The organism is Pseudomonas sp. P4_D7 (assembly GCF_056401755.1).
Window position 1 is genome coordinate 269,709 of sequence record NZ_JBFUIR010000001.1, and the last position, 19,738, is coordinate 289,446.

Sequence of the window (19,738 nt, forward strand, 5' to 3'; positions counted from 1 at the left end):
GTAATAAAAACAATGCACCCAAGCCTGACCGAAACACCTGCACTGTCGCGCCGTGGCCTGCTGAAATTCAGCCTCGGCGCCACGGCGTTTCTCGCCACCGCCGGACTCGGCGCCAGCCTCAGTGGCTGTTCATCGAGCGTCGCGGCCAACGGTTTTGTCTCGTTGCGTGACGGCGACCTGCTGTTTCTGCGCGCGCTGATTCCGGTGATGCTCGACGGCGCAGTGGCAGCCGAGAAGATGCCGAGCGCGGTTGATGGCACGCTCAAGTCGCTGGACTACAGCCTTGATCACCTGTCGCCGGAAATGCTCAAGCTCACCCGGCAACTGTTCGACGTACTCGGCATGGCCGTGACGCGCGGGCCACTCACCGGGATCTGGGGCAGTTGGGAGAACGCCAGTGCCGAGGCCATGCGGCATTTCCTTGATCGCTGGGAAAACAGTTCGCTGAACCTACTGCGCATGGGGCGTAGCTCGTTGCAGCAGATGGTGATGATGGCCTGGTATACCCGCGCAGAATCGTGGGTGCATTGCGGTTATCCAGGGCCGCCTAGCGTCTGAAACCGTGTCGCTCCCTTCGCGAGCAAGCTCGCTCCCACATTTGAAATGCATTCCCTGTAGGAGTGAGCCTGCTCGCGATGAGGCCCGCCAGAACAACAAAAACAAGAGAACCTGATCGATGCCCGTACCCGACCCGTTCCGCGAAGGCCTCGCCCGAGGCTGGAAAACCTACAACGGCGCACAACTGAGCGACGATCTCAGCCTTGAAGCCGACGTGGCCATCATCGGCAGCGGCGCCGGTGGCGGCACCACGGCAGAAATCCTCAGCGCTGCCGGCTACAAAGTTCTGCTGATCGAAGAAGGCCCGCTGAAAACCAGTTCAGATTTCAAAATGCTCGAAGACAAGGCCTACAGCAGCCTTTATCAGGAAGGCATCGGGCGCATGAGCAAGGACGGCGCGATCACCATTCTTCAGGGCCGCGCGGTCGGCGGCACGACGCTGATCAACTGGACCTCGAGCTTTCGCACCCCGGAGCCGACCCTCGAGCACTGGGCCAAGGAACACAACGTCAAAGGTCACAGCCCTGCCGAGATGGCGCCGTGGTTCGAGAAAATGGAGCAGCGCCTCGGCGTCGCCCCGTGGAGGGTGCCACCCAATGCCAACAACGACGTGATCCGTAAAGGCTGCGAGCAACTTGGCTATAGCTGGCACGTGATCCCACGTAACGTGCGCGGCTGCTGGAACCTCGGCTATTGCGGCATGGGCTGTCCGACCAATGCCAAACAATCGATGATGGTCACGACCATTCCGGCGACTCTGGAAAAGGGCGGCGAACTGCTTTATCTGGCCCGCGCGGAGAAGCTGCTGATCAACGGCGACAAGGTCACTGGCCTGCAATGCGTGGCGATGGACGAACGTTGCGTCACGCCGACCGGGCGCAAGATCACGGTCAAGGCGCGGCATTACGTGCTCGCCGGCGGCGGCATCAACAGCCCGGCGCTGCTGCTGCGTTCGGATGCTGCGGACCCACATAAAACCCTGGGAAAACGTACCTTCCTGCACCCGGTGAACATGTCCGCAGCGCGCTTCGACGAAGTCATCAACCCGTTTTACGGGGCGCCGCAGTCGATCTACTCCGACCATTTCCAGTGGAAGGACGGCACCAGCGGGCCGATGGCCTTCAAACTCGAAGTGCCGCCGTTGCATCCGGCCTTGGCTGCCACCCTGCTCGGCGGCTTTGGCGCAGAGAGCGCGCAACACATGGCGGACCTGCCGCACACCCACGCCATGCTGGCCTTGCTGCGTGACGGTTTTCACCCGGACAGCACGGGCGGCACCGTCGAGCTGCGTGGCGATGGTTCGCCGGTGCTCGACTATCAGGTGTCACCCTACGCCTGGGAAGGCTTGCGCCGGGCTTTTCACGTCATGGCCGAAATCCAGTTCGCCGGCGGCGCGAAAGCGGTGATGCCGATGCACGCCGACGCCCGTTACGTGAAAACCCTGGCCGAGGCCCGCACGTTGATCGATGGTTTGAGCCTTGAGCTGTACCGCACGCGTCTGGGCAGCGCGCACGTCATGGGCGGTTGCGCGATGGGCGAAGAGCCGAAAAGCGCAGTCACCGACAGTCTCGGCCGGCATCATCAACTGGCTAATCTGTCGATTCACGACGGCTCGCTGTTCCCTACCAGCATCGGCGCCAACCCGCAGCTATCGGTGTATGGCCTGACCGCGCAACTGGCGACTTCCCTCGCCGATCGGCTGAGAAACCCGTGAAAAAACCGATTAATCGCCTCGTCTATAGTGCTTTCTTACCCAACAGGCGACTTGGCCGACCGGGACGGCTGCGATACCATCCGACTCCCCAACGGACTCCCGCCAGGACGACGCGATGAACCGAGTGTTGTACCCAGGTACCTTCGACCCTATTACCAAGGGCCATGGCGATCTGGTCGAACGCGCCTCGCGCCTGTTCGACCACGTGATTATTGCAGTCGCTGCCAGCCCGAAGAAAAACCCGCTGTTCCCGCTGGAACAACGGGTAGAACTGGCTCGCGAAGTGACCAAACACCTGCCGAACGTGGAAGTGGTCGGTTTCTCGACACTGCTGGCGCATTTCGCCAAAGAGCAGAACGCCAACGTGTTCCTGCGCGGCCTGCGTGCGGTGTCGGACTTCGAATACGAATTCCAGCTGGCCAACATGAACCGTCAGTTGGCCCCGGATGTGGAGAGCCTGTTTCTCACGCCGTCCGAGCGTTATTCGTTCATTTCCTCGACGCTGGTGCGGGAAATTGCCGCGCTGGGCGGCGATATCAGCAAGTTCGTCCACCCGGCCGTGGCTGATGCGTTGACCCTGCGCTTCAAGAAGTAGGAGCTGCCGAAGGCTGTGATCTTTTGCTTTTAAAAGATTGCAGTCTCGTGCCCTTGATCGCAGCCGCGTGCACTGCGCTCGCCAATGCGGCACAATTGCGCGCATTGATTTATAGCGCCCGGGCCTGCCGCCCCGGCTGGAGTTAGCATGTCCCTGATCATCACCGACGATTGCATCAACTGCGACGTCTGCGAACCCGAGTGCCCGAACGCCGCCATCTCCCAAGGCGAAGAGATCTACGTGATCGACCCGAACCTGTGCACCCAGTGCGTCGGCCACTACGACGAACCACAATGCCAGCAGGTCTGCCCGGTGGATTGCATTCCGCTGGACGAAGCGCATCCGGAGACTGAAGAACAGTTGATGGAGAAATACCGCAAGATCACTGGCAAGGCTTGATCCGCCGGATTTGTAGCGCTCTTTCGGGCCTCTTCGCGAGCAAGCTCGCTCCCACATTTAAAATGCGTTCCAATGTGGGAGCGAGCTTGCTCGCGAAAGGGCCGTCAGCCACACAGGAAATCCCTGCTCAGCTTACTCGCGCTGCTCAAACCCCTCCCCGATACACCCCAGGCACCGCACAAAAGCGGCTTTAGCCGGATCAACTACCAGCGCCTGCCCGGCATCGCCCACCCCGCCGCCCAGTGCGGTGAACGGCAACGACACGACGAACGCCCCCGCACCGATGACCGTCGCCACCACCAATAAAGGTCGGGCAATCAGCAAGTCGCCGATCATCGCGTAGGCCGGTGGATTCTGGATGGTGTAGCGCGGGTCACCGCTGCCGTTTTCCGTGGCCTGAACCGCCAGACTGGAACACAGCAGCAGCGTAATAACGAGGGTTTGCAAGGATTTCATGGCACGATCCTTCGGGCTGAACAGTGAGACCACTCACTATAGACCGTAAGACTTTTTCAGCCTGTTGTCTCAGGTCTGGCAGCGCGGGCAGAACACACTGGCACGCTGGCCGAGCTTCACTTCACGCAAACCGGTACCGCAGACCTTGCAGTGTTCACCGCCACGGCCATAGACAAACAGTTCCTGCTGGAAATACCCCGGCTGACCGTCGCCGCCAATGAAATCGCGCAGCGTCGTACCTCCGCGCTCGATGGCAGCGGCCAGAATGCGTTTGATCTCTATCGCCAGCTTCAGATAGCGCCCCCGGGAAATGCCCCCGGCCTCGCGGCGCGGGTCAATCCCGGCGGCGAACAGCGCTTCGGTCGCGTAAATATTGCCGACCCCGACCACCACTGCGTTGTCCATGATGAACGGCTTGACCGCCATCGACCGCCCGCGTGATAGCTGAAACAAGCGCTCGCCGTCGAACAGATCGGTCAGTGGCTCAGGCCCCAAGCGAATCAGCAGTTCATGATTGAGCGGGTCGTTGCTCCACAACATCGCGCCGAACCGGCGCGGATCGGTGTAGCGCAGCGCCAGCCCTGACTCCAGCTCGATATCGACGTGTTCGTGCTTAAGCGCCGGCAATCCGGCTTCAACCAGACGCAAATTACCCGACATGCCCAAGTGGCTGATCAGCGTGCCGACTTCGGCGTTGATCAGCAGATACTTGGCGCGACGCTCGACCAGCACGATGCGCTGCCCCGACAGGCGCACATCGAGGTCTTCGGGGATCGGCCAGCGCAACCGCCGGTCACGCACGATCACCCGACTGACGCGCTGGCCTTCCAGGTGCGGGGCAATCCCGCGACGGGTGGTTTCGACTTCTGGCAGTTCAGGCATGGCGTTCTCGGATCAATGCGCGCCGAGGTCGCGGATTGTTTGTTTGAGAGTTTCGAAGTCGTAATCCGACAGTCCTACATAGTCGAGTACCAGCGGGCCGACGGCGTTCCATTCGGAATCTTCGGTCTGGTTGCCCAGCACACGGTATGACGCACAAATATGCTCGGCCATCTTCAGGATCGCCAGGAGGTTTTTCAGCTGACTGTTGCGCGACGATTCATCGCTGAAGATCGCCAGGGCGTTGTGGTGATTGGCGATCGCCGCACTGACATGCTCCGGCAGGCGCCACGACTTGGCGGTGTAGTAGCCGACCACCGCGTGGTTGGTGTTGAACTCGCTGTTCTCGGTGTCGACCACCCGACATTCGGCGCTGGCATTGGCGTAAGCCTTTTCCAGCACCGTCATGTAATTGGGAAACCGTTGCAGCATCAACGGCACACCACAATCGTGGAACAGGCCCAAGGCGTAAGCCTCGTCACCGGCCTGAGTGCCGATACGCTTGGCCAGCGTCAGGCAGGTCATCGCCACATCCTGGGCGGTGTCCCAGAAGCGGTTAAGGGTGACGATGGTGTCGTCGTTCATCTCGCCCTTGATCGACTGCGCGTTGATCAGGTTGATGATCGAGCGGCTACCCAGCAGGTTCACCGCGCGCTGAATCGAGGTGATTTTGTTGCTCAAGCCGTAATACGGCGAGTTGACGATCTTCAGCAACGAGCCGGACAGCCCGGGATCCTGGGCGATCAGCTTGGCGATCACCTCCAGGTCCGGGTCGGGCATGTACTGCTCCATTTGCAGATCCACCATGATCTGCGGTTGCGCAGGCACGCTGATGCCTTGCAGCGATTGTTGAATCTGTTCGGTGGTCAGCTCTTGGGACATAAGTACACACTCTGGGACAGGCGGCGATTCTAACCTCTAAAAACCGCACGACGACACACCAGTGGGCAATTGTCAGGAACTTTCATTCACGTCCAGGCTTCGGAATCTGTAATGCCCAACGGGTCACACCGGCCCATTGCGGCGGCAAACTCCCACAGACTCAGGAGCTTATCGATGGCCACTTCCCTCAACGGCAAACGCGTCGCCATTTTGGTAACAGACGGTTTCGAGCAGGTCGAACTGACCGGTCCCAAGCAGGCACTGGAGCAAGCGGGCGCGCAAGTCGACATCCTCTCCGCCGAGACCGGCAAGGTCAAAGGCTGGAACCACGATAAACCAGCGGACGACTTCGAGGTCGACCAGACTTTCCAGAGCGCCAGCAGCGAGCAGTACGACGCGATCGTCCTGCCGGGCGGCGTGCAGAACTCCGACACCATCCGCATCGATCAGGATGCCCAGCACCTGGTCAAGACCGGCGCCTCTGCCGGCAAACCGATTGCGGTGATCTGCCATGGCGGATGGCTGCTGATTTCCGCCGGGCTGGTCAACGGCAAGACCATGACCAGTTACAAGACACTCAAGGATGATCTGGTGAATGCCGGGGCCAACTGGGTCGATAAAGAAGTGGTCAAGGATGGTCACCTGATCAGCAGCCGTCAGCCGGATGATATTCCGGCGTTCAGCAAGGAGTTGATCACCGCGCTGTCGGCGTAGTATTCGAGGCCGTCTCGCGAGCAAGCTCGCTCACACAGTAGATTCTGGATCGACACAAGGTCCCTGTGGGAGCGGGCCTGCTCGCGAAGAGGCCATCAGCGTTTCATCGCTCATCAAACCCGGCACAAGTCGCAACACGCTATACTCCCGCTCTTTTTTCCGGAGCGACGTCATGTCCCTGCCTAGCTTGCGCCTCAAAGCCAACGCCGACCGTCGCCTGCGCGCCGGTCACCTGTGGGTCTACAGCAACGAAATCGATGTAGCCGCCACCCCGCTTCACGGCTTCAATGCCGGCGACCAGGCCATCCTCGAAGCCGCTGGCGGCAAGCCGTTGGGCATCGTGGCGATGAGCCCGAACAACCTGATCTGCGCCCGCCTGCTGTCGCGCGATATTAAAGTTGCGCTGGACAAGTCGCTGCTGGTGCACCGTCTGAACGTGGCCCTGTCACTGCGCGAGCGCCTGTTCGACAAACCGTTCTACCGTCTGGTCTACGGTGACTCCGACCTGTTGCCAGGCTTGGTCGTTGACCGTTTCGGCGACATCCTTGTGGTGCAGATCGCCTCGGCGACCATGGAAGCGCACAAAGATGACGTGATCGCGGCCCTGACCCAAGTGCTCAAGCCAAGCGGCATCCTGTTCAAGAACGACTCCGCAGCCCGTGATGCCGAAGGCCTCAACCGCTACGTCGAAACCGTGTTCGGCCTGGTGCCGGAGTGGGTGGCGCTGGAAGAGAACGGCGTGAAGTTCGAAGCCCCGGTCATTCAGGGGCAGAAAACCGGCTGGTTCTACGACCACCGCATGAACCGTGCACGCCTGGCCCCTTACGCCAAAGGCAAACGCGTCCTCGACCTCTATAGCTACATCGGTGGCTGGGGCGTGCAGGCTGCTGCGTTCGGCGCCAGCGAAGTGTTCTGCGTCGACGCCTCGGCTTTCGCCCTCGACGGCGTTGAGCGCAACGCCGCGCTGAACGGTTTCGCCGACAAGATGACCTGCATCGAAGGCGACGTCTTCGAAGCCTTGAAAGAGCTGAAAGCCAGCGAAGAGCGCTTCGACGTGATCGTGGCCGACCCGCCAGCGTTCATCAAACGCAAGAAAGACATGAAAAACGGCGAAGGCGCCTACCGTCGCCTGAACGAGCAAGCCATGCGCCTGCTCAACAAGGACGGCATCCTGGTCAGCGCGTCGTGCTCGATGCACCTGCCGGAAGATGACCTGCAGAACATCCTGCTGACCAGCGCCCGTCACCTGGATCGCAACATCCAGTTGCTCGAGCGGGGCGGCCAGGGTCCGGATCACCCGGTGCACCCTGCCATCGCCGAAACACGCTACATCAAGAGCATCACCTGCCGCCTGCTGCCCAACAGCTGATTTTTTGCGGATAACGGGGAGCCAGCAGGCTCCCCGTTTTGGTTTCTGGCATCGCCCTTCCCTTCACTATCTTCCTGGACTTCCTACAATTATATTCCCGCAGACATGCAGGACATTTCCTTACGTCTTTTAATTACTGAAACTTGCCCTACAAGTTTATTTCCAGCTAAAGATTACTCCGACAAAATTACTGGAAATTTCCTACCTAATATCCCCTTGCCAATAATCCATTACAAACTATTATGAAGTTGTCACCACGAGGTGACTTCAACTATCAATGAACAAGGAGTTCACATCATGAAAAGTATTTCTCTGGAAAGTAAAAAAATCGCAAACCTGGCTTTTCTGGTTGCCCCTAAAGCCCGCTAAGTAAGTCAGGACGCTGGGGAGTGCCGGCAACCCGGCGTCCTTTTGACTTCTTCCATAGTGAAACGATCAATATGCACATCAATCCTTACTTGTTTATATTGCCGCGCCAGACCGGACAAGTTGTGTGGAATTATAAAAACCATACACAACACGAACTTGATCTGAACTATGCAACTCGCCTTGCGCAACTAATAAACAACCCTCAACTGTTCGACGCGCACAACATAATAGACACACAACTATTGAGCGCAGATATTCTTACCGTTTCAAAAATAGACAATCCGCCATGGGGCTGGGATGAGCTGTCGAAGATTTATCACATCGGCACACAAAATATTCCCTGCGAACATACCCCACAGAATATTCACGAGTGGTCCAGGCAATATCTGGCGCACTGCAACGAAGTACTGGCCACCCCACAGCCTGCAGCAGACCGCCCGACGCCAGCACCCGAGCAGCGTATCGCCCTGCCTGCGCCGGGCGCTTTGAATAACGACCGTCTGGGAAATGTTCTGCTCCAGCGCAAAACCTGCCGCTCCTATACAGGTGCAGCGATAACGCTGAAGGACGTCGGCACCCTGCTTTACCTTTCCCTCGGTTATCTCCATGAACGAGACAATGATCGCGACGACAGCATCGCCCAAGGACTAAGCGCACGGCGAAGCAGTCCTTCCGCGGGGGGCCTGAACGCTTGCGAAGGCTTCCTCCTGGTGCAGAACGTCGATGGCCTGGAACCGGGCATCTATGCCTATCATCCGGCCGACCACACCCTGAGCCGGATCAATCCGCTGCCTCAACCAGCGCTGGGCCAATTGCTCGGCGGTCAGCACTTCATCAACAACCTGCCGCTGGGGTTGTTCATCACCGCCCGTTTTGACCGGCTCTGGTGGAAGTACGAACACTCGCGGGCCTATCGCATGGCCTTCGTTGAAGCGGGCCACTTGTCGCAAACCTTTCAACTGGTCGCCACGGCACTGGGCCTCAACACCTGGCTGACCGGCGCATTTGCCGACCAGCAGGTCGAAGCACTGCTCAATCTCGAGGGCAGCGCTGAACAACCGCTGTTCTTTGTTGGCTGTGGACAAAGCGACGGGCAAGTGATGTGCCACGAAATGCGCGAGCTGTTGCGCGAGGGACAGGCATGACCCTGTCGATGGCCGACCCTGATCAAGCGCCGGTGTCCTGGGCGCTCAAATTTACCTTGGGAGACTGGGAAAGCCGGGCCTCGGTGCGCAGCAGTACCCATGACTATCAATTGCCCGCCGATGTGCCGCTGCAACTGCAAACCCGCCACTGGTTCCCGCCGGCATTTCTGCCTTATCTGGCACATCCGGCCATCCAGGCGGCGGGGCGCGACGTACAGCATCGACTGGCAGCCAACCATCTGGTGCATTTTCTCGATTACACCACCTTGCTTGAACACCGCATCGTCAATCGTGCAGTGGAAGTCATCGTGCACCGGGAACTGCCCCTTTACGTGCCTCTGCCGATGAAGCACGCCGCGCTGCAGCTCTATACCGACGAGGGTTATCACGCGCTGTTCTCCAATCGTCTCGCCGAACAGATCGCCGCGTTTTACGGGTTCACCGGACGTCCGACGATTCCGAAGCGCATCAGCCGCCTCAACGCACTGATCGCCCGCACCCCGGAAAACAACCGGCCACTGGCATGGTTTCTGCTCGGTTTCGTCTCGGAAACCATCATTGCCCGCGAGCTGCTGGACGTCTGCCGCGACAGCCTGGTGTCCAGCGTCAACGACATGCTGCGCGACCACCTGACTGACGAAGCCCGCCACAGCCGCTACTTCAGCGAGGTGTTCCATTATTTCTGGCTGTCGATGAACAGCCGCCAGCGTGCGTTTGTGAGCCGGACACTGCTGGAGATCATCGGGATTTTTTTCGAGGCCGACGAACGCTGGCTGCAACAGAGCCTGCGAGGGGCAGGCATCGCCGACAGTGACGTGAAACAAATCGTCGGCGGCATGGCGACGGTGCAAGCCAACCGGGCCCGTGCACGATCAGGCGCCATCGCAACGCTGGACGCACTAGGCAAGGCCGGTTTTTTCGCACTTCCCCATAACCAGAAACTTTTCGCCAAGGCAGGACTGATCGATGGATAAAGGACAATCCGTGGCAACCACCAGGCAGCGCCGCGCCGCTGTCAGCCTGTTGCTGGCCATGGTGCTGCTGGGTGTGTTTCCACTGGACGTGCTGCTGCCCTCCTTTCCGGCAATGGCGACGCACTTTCTCCGTTCACCGGCAGACATCGCACTGTCCATCAGCCTGTTCGCCGTGGGGATCGCGTTTGCCCAGCTTTTGATCGGCCCCCTCTCGGACGTGATCGGGCGCAAGGGCCTGTTACTCGCCGGCATGAGCGTATCGATGCTGGGTGCGTTCGGTTGCGTGATGACCTCCGATTACACGCTATTCCTGATATTTCGGGTGATGCAGGCCTTGGGCTGTGGATGTTTCGTGCTGTCGCAGGCACTGGTGCAGGATCTGTTCGAAGGTGAAGAGCGCGACCGGTTACGGATCCTGATGGTCACGGCGACCGGGATATTCATTTCGGTATCGCCGCTGGCCGGGACTTTTCTCCAGGCGACACTTGGTTGGCGCGGCAGCTTCTGGATCTTTTGCGCACTGTCCGCCACGGTGCTGATCAAGGCCTGGCTGTTTTTACCGAGCAGCCGACCGGCCTCAGGTGGTTCGCCGACCGGCTTCATTCAATCCTACCGACGCGTGTTGGGGGACTTCGAGTTTGTCGGCTACTGGCTGGTTTCAGCGTTCGCCTTCGCCTGCCACTTCTCGTTCATCGTGATTTCGCCGCTGATTTTCATGGACCAACTGCAACTCGCGCCTTACGACTTTTCGCTGATCCTGCTGGTTTACGGTGCGGCGTATGTTGTCGGCGGGATCATCGCCGCGGTACTCAATCGACGCATCACGCCGGTTCAGCAAATCTTCACCGGGCTGAGCCTGATACTGCTTTCGGGACTGGCAATGCTGTACCTGGCAGCCAATCATGTGTTGGCGCCGGCCACGGTGTTGATCCCGATGCTGATCTGCACCGCCGGCACCACCATTGCCCGCCCTGCCGCCACCTCTCGGGCCATGGGCCTGTTTCCTGAGAACGCCGGCACATCGGCCTCGGCGGGCAGTACGATTATCTTTATTTGTGGCGGCCTGATCAGCGCATTGATCAGCCTCAGTCCGGCCAATCTGCAATTGACGCTGGGCTACAGCTTTGTGCTGCTGAGCGCGATCGCGCTGGTGCTCAACAACCGGCTCAGCCGTCGCGCGAAAAACCTTGAAGGCAACGTCATGGCGCAGACCGGCGGTGATTAAACCCGCCGGTCGTCATCCCATACACGCCGTCGGCACTGGAACAACGCTTTGCGCCATTCCCTCCAGACGCCAGCGGTGTAGAATCGGCTGATTCATCGCCATTCATCCCCCGGCGGGTTTATGAGCTCAGGCTGAGACCAGCGGCGATCCCGCAACGTCATCGGCAACTTCACGGACACACGGCCATTTCTGAGTGTTCCAGACGTCAATAGAAGCTCACTCCCCTTTTGCACCTGATTAGTAAGTGATTAGCCGCCCGGAGTGCTCCATGCCAGATTACCGCTCGAAAACATCCACCCACGGCCGCAACATGGCCGGTGCCCGCGCACTGTGGCGCGCCACGGGGATGAAAGATGACGACTTCAAAAAGCCGATCATCGCCATTGCCAACTCGTTTACCCAGTTCGTACCGGGCCACGTGCACCTGAAGGACCTCGGTCAACTGGTCGCCCGTGAAATCGAACGCGCCGGTGGCGTGGCCAAGGAATTCAACACCATCGCCGTGGATGACGGCATCGCCATGGGCCACGACGGCATGCTGTATTCGCTGCCGAGTCGCGAAATCATCGCCGACTCCGTCGAGTACATGGTCAACGCCCACTGCGCCGACGCCATCGTCTGCATCTCCAACTGCGACAAGATCACCCCGGGCATGCTGATGGCTGCCCTGCGCCTGAACATTCCGGTGATTTTCGTTTCCGGCGGCCCGATGGAAGCCGGCAAGACCAAACTCGCTTCCCACGGCCTCGACCTTGTCGATGCCATGGTGATCGCCGCCGACGCCAGCGCTTCTGACGAGAAAGTCGCTGAGTACGAGCGCAGCGCCTGTCCGACCTGCGGTTCGTGCTCCGGCATGTTCACCGCCAACTCGATGAACTGCCTGACCGAAGCACTGGGTCTGGCATTGCCCGGCAATGGTTCGACCCTCGCCACCCACAGCGACCGCGAACAACTGTTCCTGCAGGCCGGCCGCACCATCGTCGAGCTGTGCAAACGCTACTACGGCGAGAACGATGAGTCGGTATTGCCGCGCAACATCGCCAACTTCAAGGCGTTCGAGAACGCGATGATGCTCGACATCGCCATGGGCGGTTCGACCAATACCATCCTGCACTTGCTCGCTGCCGCTCAGGAAGCCGAGATCGATTTCGACCTGCGCGACATCGATCGTCTCTCGCGCAGCGTCCCGCAACTGTGCAAAGTGGCGCCGAACATCCAGAAGTACCACATGGAAGACGTGCACCGCGCTGGCGGCATCTTCAGCATCCTCGGCTCGCTGGCCCGTGGCGGTCTGCTGCACACCGACCTGCCGACTGTGCACAGCCGCAGCATGGAAGAAGCCATCGCCAAGTGGGACATCACCCAGACCGACGATGAAGCGGTGCACCACTTCTTCAAGGCTGGTCCTGCCGGCATTCCGACGCAGACGGCGTTCAGCCAGTCGACCCGTTGGGAAACCCTCGATGACGACCGTGAAAACGGCTGCATCCGCAGTTTCGAACACGCCTATTCGCAAGAAGGTGGTTTGGCCGTGCTGTACGGCAACATCGCGCTCGATGGCTGCGTGGTGAAAACCGCCGGTGTTGACGAGTCGATCCACGTCTTCGAAGGCAACGCGAAGATCTTTGAAAGCCAGGACAGCGCCGTACGCGGCATCCTCGCTGACGAAGTGAAGGAAGGCGACATCGTCATCATTCGCTACGAAGGCCCGAAAGGCGGCCCGGGCATGCAGGAAATGCTCTACCCGACGTCGTACCTGAAATCCAAAGGTCTGGGCAAAGCCTGTGCGCTGCTCACCGACGGCCGTTTCTCCGGCGGCACGTCGGGTCTGTCCATCGGCCACGCTTCGCCAGAAGCAGCAGCCGGCGGCGCTATCGGTCTGGTGCAGGACGGCGACAAGGTGCTGATCGACATTCCGAACCGCTCGATCAACCTGTTGGTCAGCGACGAAGAACTGGCGGCACGCCGCGCCGAGCAGGACAAGAAAGGCTGGAAACCGGTCGAGGTGCGTCCACGCAAAGTGACCACCGCCCTCAAGGCCTACGCCCTGCTGGCGACCAGTGCCGACAAGGGTGCTGTGCGTAACAAAGCGATGCTCGACGGGCTGTAAGCCTCAGCTGTCGAAAAGAAAATGCCCCGCCAAGTGCGGGGCATTTTTTTGTCTGGCCGAAATCCCAAAGTCACTGCAGATCAAACTGTGTGCGAGCCTGCTCGCGAATGCGGTATGTCAGAAACGAAGAAGGTGACTGACACTACGCTTTCGCGAGCAGGCTCGCTCCCACATTGGATCGGTGTGGCTTACTGAATCTCCTCCGGTTTGACGATCACCCAGTTCTTGTCCGCTGTCACCGGCAAACCTTCCTTGGCCTGCGCCGCCGCGTGCTTGGCCATCATGCCGTTCAACTGCGTCATGTACTTGTCCTTGCGGTTGACCCACAAGTGAATCCCGCCCTTGGCCACATCGACATCGTGGAACAGCATGTAACCGTCGCTGGTCGGGGTATCGCCGCCAACCAGTACCGGTTTCTTCCACTCGTCGATGTAAGTGAGGATCRCCGCGTGCTTGCCGGCCATCCACGTTGCCGGGGTCCACAGATACGGGGTCAGTTCGAGGCCGAGGTTGGCCTTCTCGTCATATTTGCCGGCGGTAATCTGCTTGCGTGCCGTGGTCAGTTCGTTGGTCTCGCGGTTCTTCAGCAGGGTGGTCACGCCGATGACGTTTTGCGGTTTGACGTTGTAGCCGTACTTCGGATCCGCCGCGACCATGCGCACCAGCTCTTCAGAGGCGGCGGTCATCACGTAGACCTCAATGCCGTTCTCCATCAGCTTGTTGTACAGCTCTTGCTGGCCGGTGAAGATCTTCGGCGGATTGACGTCGAGTTTCTTGACCACATCGCCTTCGTAGTAAGTCGCTGGCACCGGCTTGCCCGAAGCCATCAGCTCATCGACGTAGCCTTTGAGTTCCTTGAGGGTGAAACCGGAGAACACCTGCGCCACCCACGGGTAGCAGACCATGTCGTCGACTTCGCAGAGGCGGTAGTAGTAACTGAACAGGCTTTCCTTGTGGTCGGCGGTGTCCTTGAACGGCATCAGTTTCAGGGAAGGATCAAGCTTGTCGCGGGTGATCAGGCCCTTGTTTTCCATGAACGGCAACAAGGATTCTTCGAGGTCGTAGCGGTAACTGGTGTTGTCCATGTCGAACACCGCGTAGTTACCCTTGTTGGCGTTGGCGGCGATCATCGCGTCCAGCGCCTTGGCCTGATCGGCCGGCCAGTGTTTCAGGTCGGTGGCGAACGCCTGAGTGGCCAGGCCCATGCCCACAGCCAGTGCGACAGCCAGAAATTTCGGTGCGAACTTCATAAGCCTCTTCTCCCTGATTCAAAGAGATCGACGCTAACAAATATGTGTGACAGTCCTCGTCTGTCAGCGACCGCCCTCGTCCCTGTTTGCGCCAGATGCATTGCCGAGAGCGACACGGGCTTATTCCAAAAACGACGGACGCCCTAAGATTTCGGTATTAAATCATTGCAAATCAAGCTGTTAGGCTTGCCGGTTCGCAGCAGCCCCGGAAGGCTGTTGGCACAGTCTTTCCTGGAGATCTCATGAATCTACCGTTGATTCTCAACCTGCTGGTGTTCCTCGCCCTGCTCTTCGGTCTGGCACAAACCCGCCACACCACGTGGAGCCTGGCGAAAAAAGTCCTGCTCGCGCTGGTGCTGGGTGTTGCGTTCGGCGTGGCCCTGCACACCGTTTACGGTGCCGGCAACCCGGTGCTGAAAGCGTCGATCGGCTGGTTCGATCTGGTCGGCAACGGCTACGTGCAGTTGCTGCAAATGATCGTCATCCCGTTGGTGTTCGCCTCGATCCTCAGCGCCGTGGCACGCCTGCACAATGCTTCGTCGCTGGGCAAGATCAGCTTCCTGACCATCGGCACCCTGCTGTTCACCACTGCGATCGCGGCGCTGATCGGCATCGGTCTGACCAACCTGTTCGGCCTCACCGCTGAAGGTCTGGTCGCCGGCACCCAGGAAATGGCCCGTCTGCAAACCATTCAGACCGACTACGCCGGCAAGGTCGCCGACCTGAATGTGCCGCAACTGCTGCTGTCGTTCATCCCGCAAAACCCGTTTGCCGACCTGGCGCGGGCCAAGCCAACCTCGATCATCAGCGTGGTGATTTTCGCCGCGTTCCTCGGGGTCGCAGCGCTGCAACTGCTCAAGGATGACGTCGAGAAAGGTCAGAAAGTGATCAACGCCATCGACACCCTGCAAGCCTGGGTGATGCGTCTGGTGCGTCTGGTGATGAAACTGACCCCGTACGGCGTGCTGGCGCTGATGACCAAAGTGGTCGCCGGTTCCAACCTGCAAGACATCATCAAACTCGGCAGTTTCGTCGTAGTCTCGTACCTCGGTCTGGGCCTGATGTTTGTCGTGCACGGTTTGCTGGTATCGGCGGCCGGGATCAACCCGCTGCGTTTCTTCCGCAAGATCTGGCCGGTGCTGACGTTCGCGTTCACCAGCCGCTCCAGCGCGGCGAGCATTCCGCTGAGCATTGAAGCGCAGACCCGGCGTCTGGGGATTCCGCAGTCGGTGGCGAGTTTTGCTGCATCGTTCGGCGCGACGATTGGCCAGAACGGTTGCGCCGGTTTGTACCCGGCGATGTTGGCGGTGATGGTTGCGCCGACAGTTGGTATCAACCCGCTGGATCCGCTGTGGATTGCGACGCTGGTGGCGATTGTGACCTTGAGTTCGGCGGGTGTTGCCGGTGTGGGTGGCGGCGCGACGTTCGCGGCGCTGATCGTGCTGCCGGCGATGGGCTTGCCGGTGTCACTGGTGGCGTTGCTGATTTCGGTTGAGCCGCTGATCGACATGGGCCGCACGGCGTTGAACGTGAGTGGCTCGATTACCGCTGGGGCGATTACCAGTCAGGTGATGCAGCAGACTGATAAAGAATTGCTGGATGCGGATGAGCATGCGGAGCTGGCTCAGGCTTAAGCTCATCTTTGCCTGATCTGGCCTCTTCGCGAGCAGGCTCGCTCCCACATAGGAATGCGTTTCCCCTGTGGGAGCGAGCTTGCTCCGGGCGGCGTTCCGACGAAGCTCTTAGGCTTTCTCCCAAACCTCAAAGCTGTACGCAGGTTTGTCGCCCTCAGCCGGATTCGGCACATTCGAGACCAGTTTCCACTGCTCCAAATCAAACTCTGGAAACCACGCATCCCCTTCAGGGCTCAACGCCACGCGAGTCAGATACAGACGATCCGCCTGCGCCAGCCCTTGCGCGTACAACTGCGCGCCGCCAATCAGCATCAGCTCATCGACGCCCTGCTCCTTCGCCCATTCCTCGGCGCGAACCACGGCAGCTTCCAGCGACGGATAAACTTCCGCACCTTCGAGCACCAGACTGGCCTGACGGCTGACCACGATGTTCAAGCGCCCCGGCAATGGCCGGCCGAGCGAATCCCAGGTCTTGCGACCCATGATGATCGGCTTGCCCAAGGTGGTGGCCTTGAAGTATTTGAAGTCCCCCGGCAGGTGCCAGGGCATGCTGTTGTCGACGCCGATCACGCGGTTTTCACCGAGGGCTGCGATCAGGCTGAGAGGGAGTGATTTAGTCATGCCGGCGAGGATACCAGAGCCGTGCTTACCCCGATAAGCGCCACAGCGGTTATGCTCAGCGCTCATTTAAGCGACGGGACGCCGCGTGACTGAACTGACTCCACTGCAAAACCTCTGGCTGACCGAGACCGTGCGCCTGCGCGAAGAACACGCAGGCCCCTTGGAAGATCTGGAAGCCAACCGACTGGCGCGCACGGCCGGCGGCGATCTGCCGAGCCGCATTCAGCGCCGGGCTTTATGGCTGGCCGAGCGTGACGGGCTGACGGCTGCCCTCAAACACTGGCTGCAAGGCGCGCGTCTGGCGCTGGTGCTGATGGCGCTACTGGCCTGCGTCACTGGCGCAGGCATGGCATTTTCTGCGCTCGGCGACGGCACACGAGCGGTCAATATTTTCTGGGCGCTGGGCACCTTGCTCGGGGTCAATCTGATCCTCCTGCTGAGCTGGGCGCTGGGCCTGCTTTTCGCTGGCGAACACGGAGCAGCGCTCGGCCGCCTGTGGCTGTGGCTCAGCGAAAAATTTGCCCGGGACGCCAAGGCCGCGCAATTACCCCCCGCATTACTGGTCTTGCTGCAACGCCACAAACTCAATCGCTGGGCGATTGGCACGCTGGTCAATGGCCTGTGGCTGCTGATCATGTTCAGCGCGCTAAGCATGCTGATATTGATGATGGCCACTCGGCAATATGACTTCATCTGGGAAAGCACGCTGCTGGGCGCCGACTTCTTCGCGGCACTGACAGATGCGTTGACGGTCATTCCCCATGCGCTGGGCTGGAGTGCGCCGAGCGTGGACATGATTCGCGTGACGCTGGACACCGATTACAACCGCGTCCTGGTTCGCCAGATGTGGGCGATATGGCTGGTCGGCGCGGTGCTGATCTATGGCGTGCTACCCCGTCTGCTGCTGATGCTGTTCTGCCGTTGGCGCTGGAAGCGTGGTCGGGATCGCTTGCGTCTGGAGCTGAACCTGCCCGGCTACGCGCAACTGCGCGAACGTCTGATGCCAACCAGCGAACGCCTCGGCGTCAACGATCCGGAGCCTGCGCAACTGCACCGCGTCGAAAGCAGCGTCGGCGGACTCGCCAGCGAAGGTGCCTTATTGGTCGCCATCGAACTCGATGAACAACGCCCATGGCCACCCGCACTGCCGAAAAACGTCAGCAACGCCGGCATCCTCGACAGTCGCGAATCGCGCCATAAACTCCTCGAACAACTCAGCCGCTTCCCGCCGGCACGTCTGGCGATTGCCTGCGACCCACGGCGCTCGCCGGATCGCGGCAGCCTCGCCTTGATCGCTGAACTGGCGCGTAGCGCGGGCGAGACTCGCGTGTGGCTGCTGCAAGCGCCACCGGGCGAAGCACTGGATGCCGAGCGCCTCGGCGACTGGCACATCGCGCTGCAACAGCTGGATCTGCAGTTTGCCGATTGCGCACCGTTGAACTGGCTGGAGACTGGCCATGACTGATACCTGGAAAGCGCCGCTGAAACTCGCGGTGGTCGGCCACACCAACGTCGGCAAAACCTCGCTGCTGCGCACGCTGACCCGCGATGTCGGCTTCGGCGAAGTCTCCCATCGCCCGAGTACCACGCGGCATGTCGAGGGTGCGCGGTTGTCGGTGGATGGCGAGCCATTGCTCGACCTCTACGACACGCCGGGACTGGAAGACGCCATCGCCCTGCTCGACTTTCTCGAACGTCTGGAACGCCCCGGCGAACGCCTCGATGGCCCGGCACGGCTGGCGCGATTTCTCGACGGCAGCGAGGCGCGCCAGCGCTTTGAGCAGGAAGCTAAAGTACTGCGGCAATTACTCGCTTCCGACGCCGGTTTGTATGTGATTGATGCCCGCGAACCGGTGCTGGCCAAGTACCGCGACGAACTGGAAGTGCTCGCCAGTTGCGGCAAACCGCTGCTGCCGGTACTGAATTTTGTCAGCAGCGCCAACCATCGCGAGCCAGATTGGCGTGAAGCGCTGGCGCGGCTTGGGCTGCATGCGCTGGTGCGTTTCGACAGCGTGGCGCCGCCAGAAGATGGCGAGCGGCGGCTGTATGAAAGTCTCGCGTTGTTGCTGGAGAATGCTCGGCCACAATTGGAGCGGTTGATTGCCGATCAACAGGCTCAGCGCCTCGCGCGTCAGCAAAGTGCGGCGCGATTGATTGCTGAATTGTTGATCGACTGTGCGGCTTGCCGACGCAGTGTGGTCAGCGAAGCGGAGCAGGAACAGCAAGCGATCAGCGAGCTGCGCAAGGCTGTGCGTCAGCGTGAGCAGAAGTGTGTTGAGGCGTTGCTCAAGCTGTATGCGTTCCGCCCGCAAGATGCGGCGGCGAGTGATTTGCCGCTGCTGGATGGACGTTGGGGCGATGATTTGTTCAACCCTGAGACCTTAAAGCAACTCGGCGTGCGCGTGGGTGGCGGCATTGCTGCCGGTGCGGCGGCGGGGGCTGGTGTGGATTTGCTGGTTGGCGGGATTACCCTCGGCGCTGCGGCGTTGGCTGGGGCGATTGCCGGTGGTGCGCTGCAGACGGCGCGTAGTTATGGCAGTCGCTTGCTGGGCAAGATCAAAGGGCAGCGTGAGCTGACGGTGGATGACGGGGTGTTGCGGCTGCTGGCGTTGCGTCAGCGGCAGTTGGTGTTGGCGCTGGATCAGCGTGGGCATGCGGCGATGGATGCGGTTCAGGTGGCGACACCGCAGGACAAGACCTGGCGCGAGGGCAAGTTGCCGGAGGCATTGAGCAAGGCGCGGGCGCATCCGCAGTGGTCGTCGCTCAATCCGCAGGCGAAATTGAATCAAGCGGAACGGCAGGAGCAGATTGAGGCGTTGGTTGATCGGGTGCTTGAGCTTTAGA

Annotated in this window: 18 protein-coding genes; 13 read left to right on the forward strand and 5 right to left on the reverse strand. The window is 60.2% G+C overall.

From position 1 onward, the window contains the following. The first annotated feature begins 12 nt into the window (after positions 1-12). The 4 genes from AC1DVF_RS01200 (at position 13) to AC1DVF_RS01215 (ending at position 3,266) form a co-directional block, all read left to right on the forward strand. A complete protein-coding gene (locus AC1DVF_RS01200) occupies positions 13-558 on the forward strand; it encodes a twin-arginine translocation pathway signal protein (protein WP_460130365.1) in 546 nt (181 codons plus the stop codon). A gap of 118 nt (positions 559-676) precedes the next feature. After that, complete coding sequence (locus AC1DVF_RS01205) at positions 677-2,272, forward strand: GMC family oxidoreductase (protein ID WP_093429817.1); 1,596 nt, start codon at positions 677-679, stop codon at positions 2,270-2,272. A gap of 115 nt (positions 2,273-2,387) precedes the next feature. Next, positions 2,388-2,867: a pantetheine-phosphate adenylyltransferase gene (gene coaD, locus AC1DVF_RS01210; RefSeq protein WP_003229157.1), complete on the forward strand. Its 480-nt coding sequence runs from the start codon at positions 2,388-2,390 to the stop codon at positions 2,865-2,867. A 147-nt stretch (positions 2,868-3,014) separates the two neighbouring features. Further along, positions 3,015-3,266, forward strand: coding sequence for a YfhL family 4Fe-4S dicluster ferredoxin (locus AC1DVF_RS01215; RefSeq protein ID WP_003195146.1), 252 nt, complete (start codon positions 3,015-3,017; stop codon positions 3,264-3,266). A 132-nt stretch (positions 3,267-3,398) separates the two neighbouring features. On the opposite strand, the gene AC1DVF_RS01220 is transcribed toward AC1DVF_RS01215, so the two are convergent. From AC1DVF_RS01220 to AC1DVF_RS01230, 3 genes are all read right to left on the reverse strand, one after another. Further along, positions 3,399-3,722 (reverse strand): multidrug transporter, encoded by a 324-nt coding sequence (locus tag AC1DVF_RS01220; RefSeq protein ID WP_095049443.1) that lies wholly within the window; start codon positions 3,720-3,722, stop codon positions 3,399-3,401. A 69-nt stretch (positions 3,723-3,791) separates the two neighbouring features. After that, entirely contained in the window at positions 3,792-4,604 is an 813-nt protein-coding gene (gene mutM, locus AC1DVF_RS01225) for a bifunctional DNA-formamidopyrimidine glycosylase/DNA-(apurinic or apyrimidinic site) lyase (protein WP_095125836.1), read from the reverse strand. Positions 4,605-4,616: 12 nt separating this feature from the next. Beyond that, positions 4,617-5,429 (reverse strand): HDOD domain-containing protein, encoded by an 813-nt coding sequence (locus tag AC1DVF_RS01230; protein ID WP_175559546.1) that lies wholly within the window; start codon positions 5,427-5,429, stop codon positions 4,617-4,619. A 228-nt stretch (positions 5,430-5,657) separates the two neighbouring features. On the opposite strand from AC1DVF_RS01230, the gene AC1DVF_RS01235 reads away from it, so the two are divergent. From AC1DVF_RS01235 to ilvD, 6 genes are all read left to right on the forward strand, one after another. Then, positions 5,658-6,197: a type 1 glutamine amidotransferase domain-containing protein gene (locus tag AC1DVF_RS01235; protein WP_477781896.1), complete on the forward strand. Its 540-nt coding sequence runs from the start codon at positions 5,658-5,660 to the stop codon at positions 6,195-6,197. 172 nt (positions 6,198-6,369) lie between these two features. Then, positions 6,370-7,566: a class I SAM-dependent rRNA methyltransferase gene (locus AC1DVF_RS01240; RefSeq protein WP_093429813.1), complete on the forward strand. Its 1,197-nt coding sequence runs from the start codon at positions 6,370-6,372 to the stop codon at positions 7,564-7,566. A 440-nt stretch (positions 7,567-8,006) separates the two neighbouring features. Continuing rightward, on the forward strand, positions 8,007-9,080 hold the full coding sequence (locus AC1DVF_RS01245; RefSeq protein WP_257358654.1) for a SagB family peptide dehydrogenase: 1,074 nt from the start codon (positions 8,007-8,009) through the stop codon (positions 9,078-9,080). Beyond that, the gene (locus tag AC1DVF_RS01250; RefSeq protein WP_477781897.1) at positions 9,077-10,054 is read left to right on the forward strand and encodes a diiron oxygenase; all 978 of its coding nucleotides are present in this window, start codon (positions 9,077-9,079) and stop codon (positions 10,052-10,054) included. The genes AC1DVF_RS01245 and AC1DVF_RS01250 overlap by 4 nt, the downstream gene beginning before the upstream one ends. Beyond that, positions 10,047-11,279, forward strand: a complete 1,233-nt coding sequence (locus AC1DVF_RS01255; protein ID WP_477781898.1) for a multidrug effflux MFS transporter — start codon at positions 10,047-10,049, stop codon at positions 11,277-11,279. The genes AC1DVF_RS01250 and AC1DVF_RS01255 overlap by 8 nt, the downstream gene beginning before the upstream one ends. 268 nt (positions 11,280-11,547) lie before the next feature. Further along, positions 11,548-13,389 carry a dihydroxy-acid dehydratase gene (ilvD, locus tag AC1DVF_RS01260; RefSeq protein ID WP_099757433.1) on the forward strand — a complete coding sequence of 614 codons (1,842 nt, stop codon included), beginning with the start codon at positions 11,548-11,550 and terminating at the stop codon, positions 13,387-13,389. A 188-nt stretch (positions 13,390-13,577) separates the two neighbouring features. Here ilvD and AC1DVF_RS01265 read toward each other — a convergent pair whose 3' ends face one another. Further along, positions 13,578-14,639, reverse strand: a complete 1,062-nt coding sequence (locus tag AC1DVF_RS01265; protein WP_477781899.1) for an HAD family hydrolase — start codon at positions 14,637-14,639, stop codon at positions 13,578-13,580. A gap of 242 nt (positions 14,640-14,881) precedes the next feature. Between AC1DVF_RS01265 and AC1DVF_RS01270 the strand changes: the two genes are divergently transcribed. Beyond that, complete coding sequence (locus tag AC1DVF_RS01270; RefSeq protein ID WP_095049438.1) at positions 14,882-16,273, forward strand: L-cystine transporter; 1,392 nt, start codon at positions 14,882-14,884, stop codon at positions 16,271-16,273. A 108-nt stretch (positions 16,274-16,381) separates the two neighbouring features. Here AC1DVF_RS01270 and AC1DVF_RS01275 read toward each other — a convergent pair whose 3' ends face one another. Beyond that, the gene (locus AC1DVF_RS01275; RefSeq protein WP_093429975.1) at positions 16,382-16,894 is read right to left on the reverse strand and encodes a dihydrofolate reductase; all 513 of its coding nucleotides are present in this window, start codon (positions 16,892-16,894) and stop codon (positions 16,382-16,384) included. A gap of 85 nt (positions 16,895-16,979) precedes the next feature. On the opposite strand from AC1DVF_RS01275, the gene AC1DVF_RS01280 reads away from it, so the two are divergent. Together AC1DVF_RS01280 and AC1DVF_RS01285 are read left to right on the forward strand one after the other, a co-directional pair. Next, complete coding sequence (locus AC1DVF_RS01280; protein WP_116254307.1) at positions 16,980-18,359, forward strand: DUF2868 domain-containing protein; 1,380 nt, start codon at positions 16,980-16,982, stop codon at positions 18,357-18,359. After that, a complete protein-coding gene (locus AC1DVF_RS01285; RefSeq protein ID WP_257356556.1) occupies positions 18,352-19,737 on the forward strand; it encodes a GTPase/DUF3482 domain-containing protein in 1,386 nt (461 codons plus the stop codon). The genes AC1DVF_RS01280 and AC1DVF_RS01285 overlap by 8 nt, the downstream gene beginning before the upstream one ends. Position 19,738: the final 1 nt, after the last annotated feature.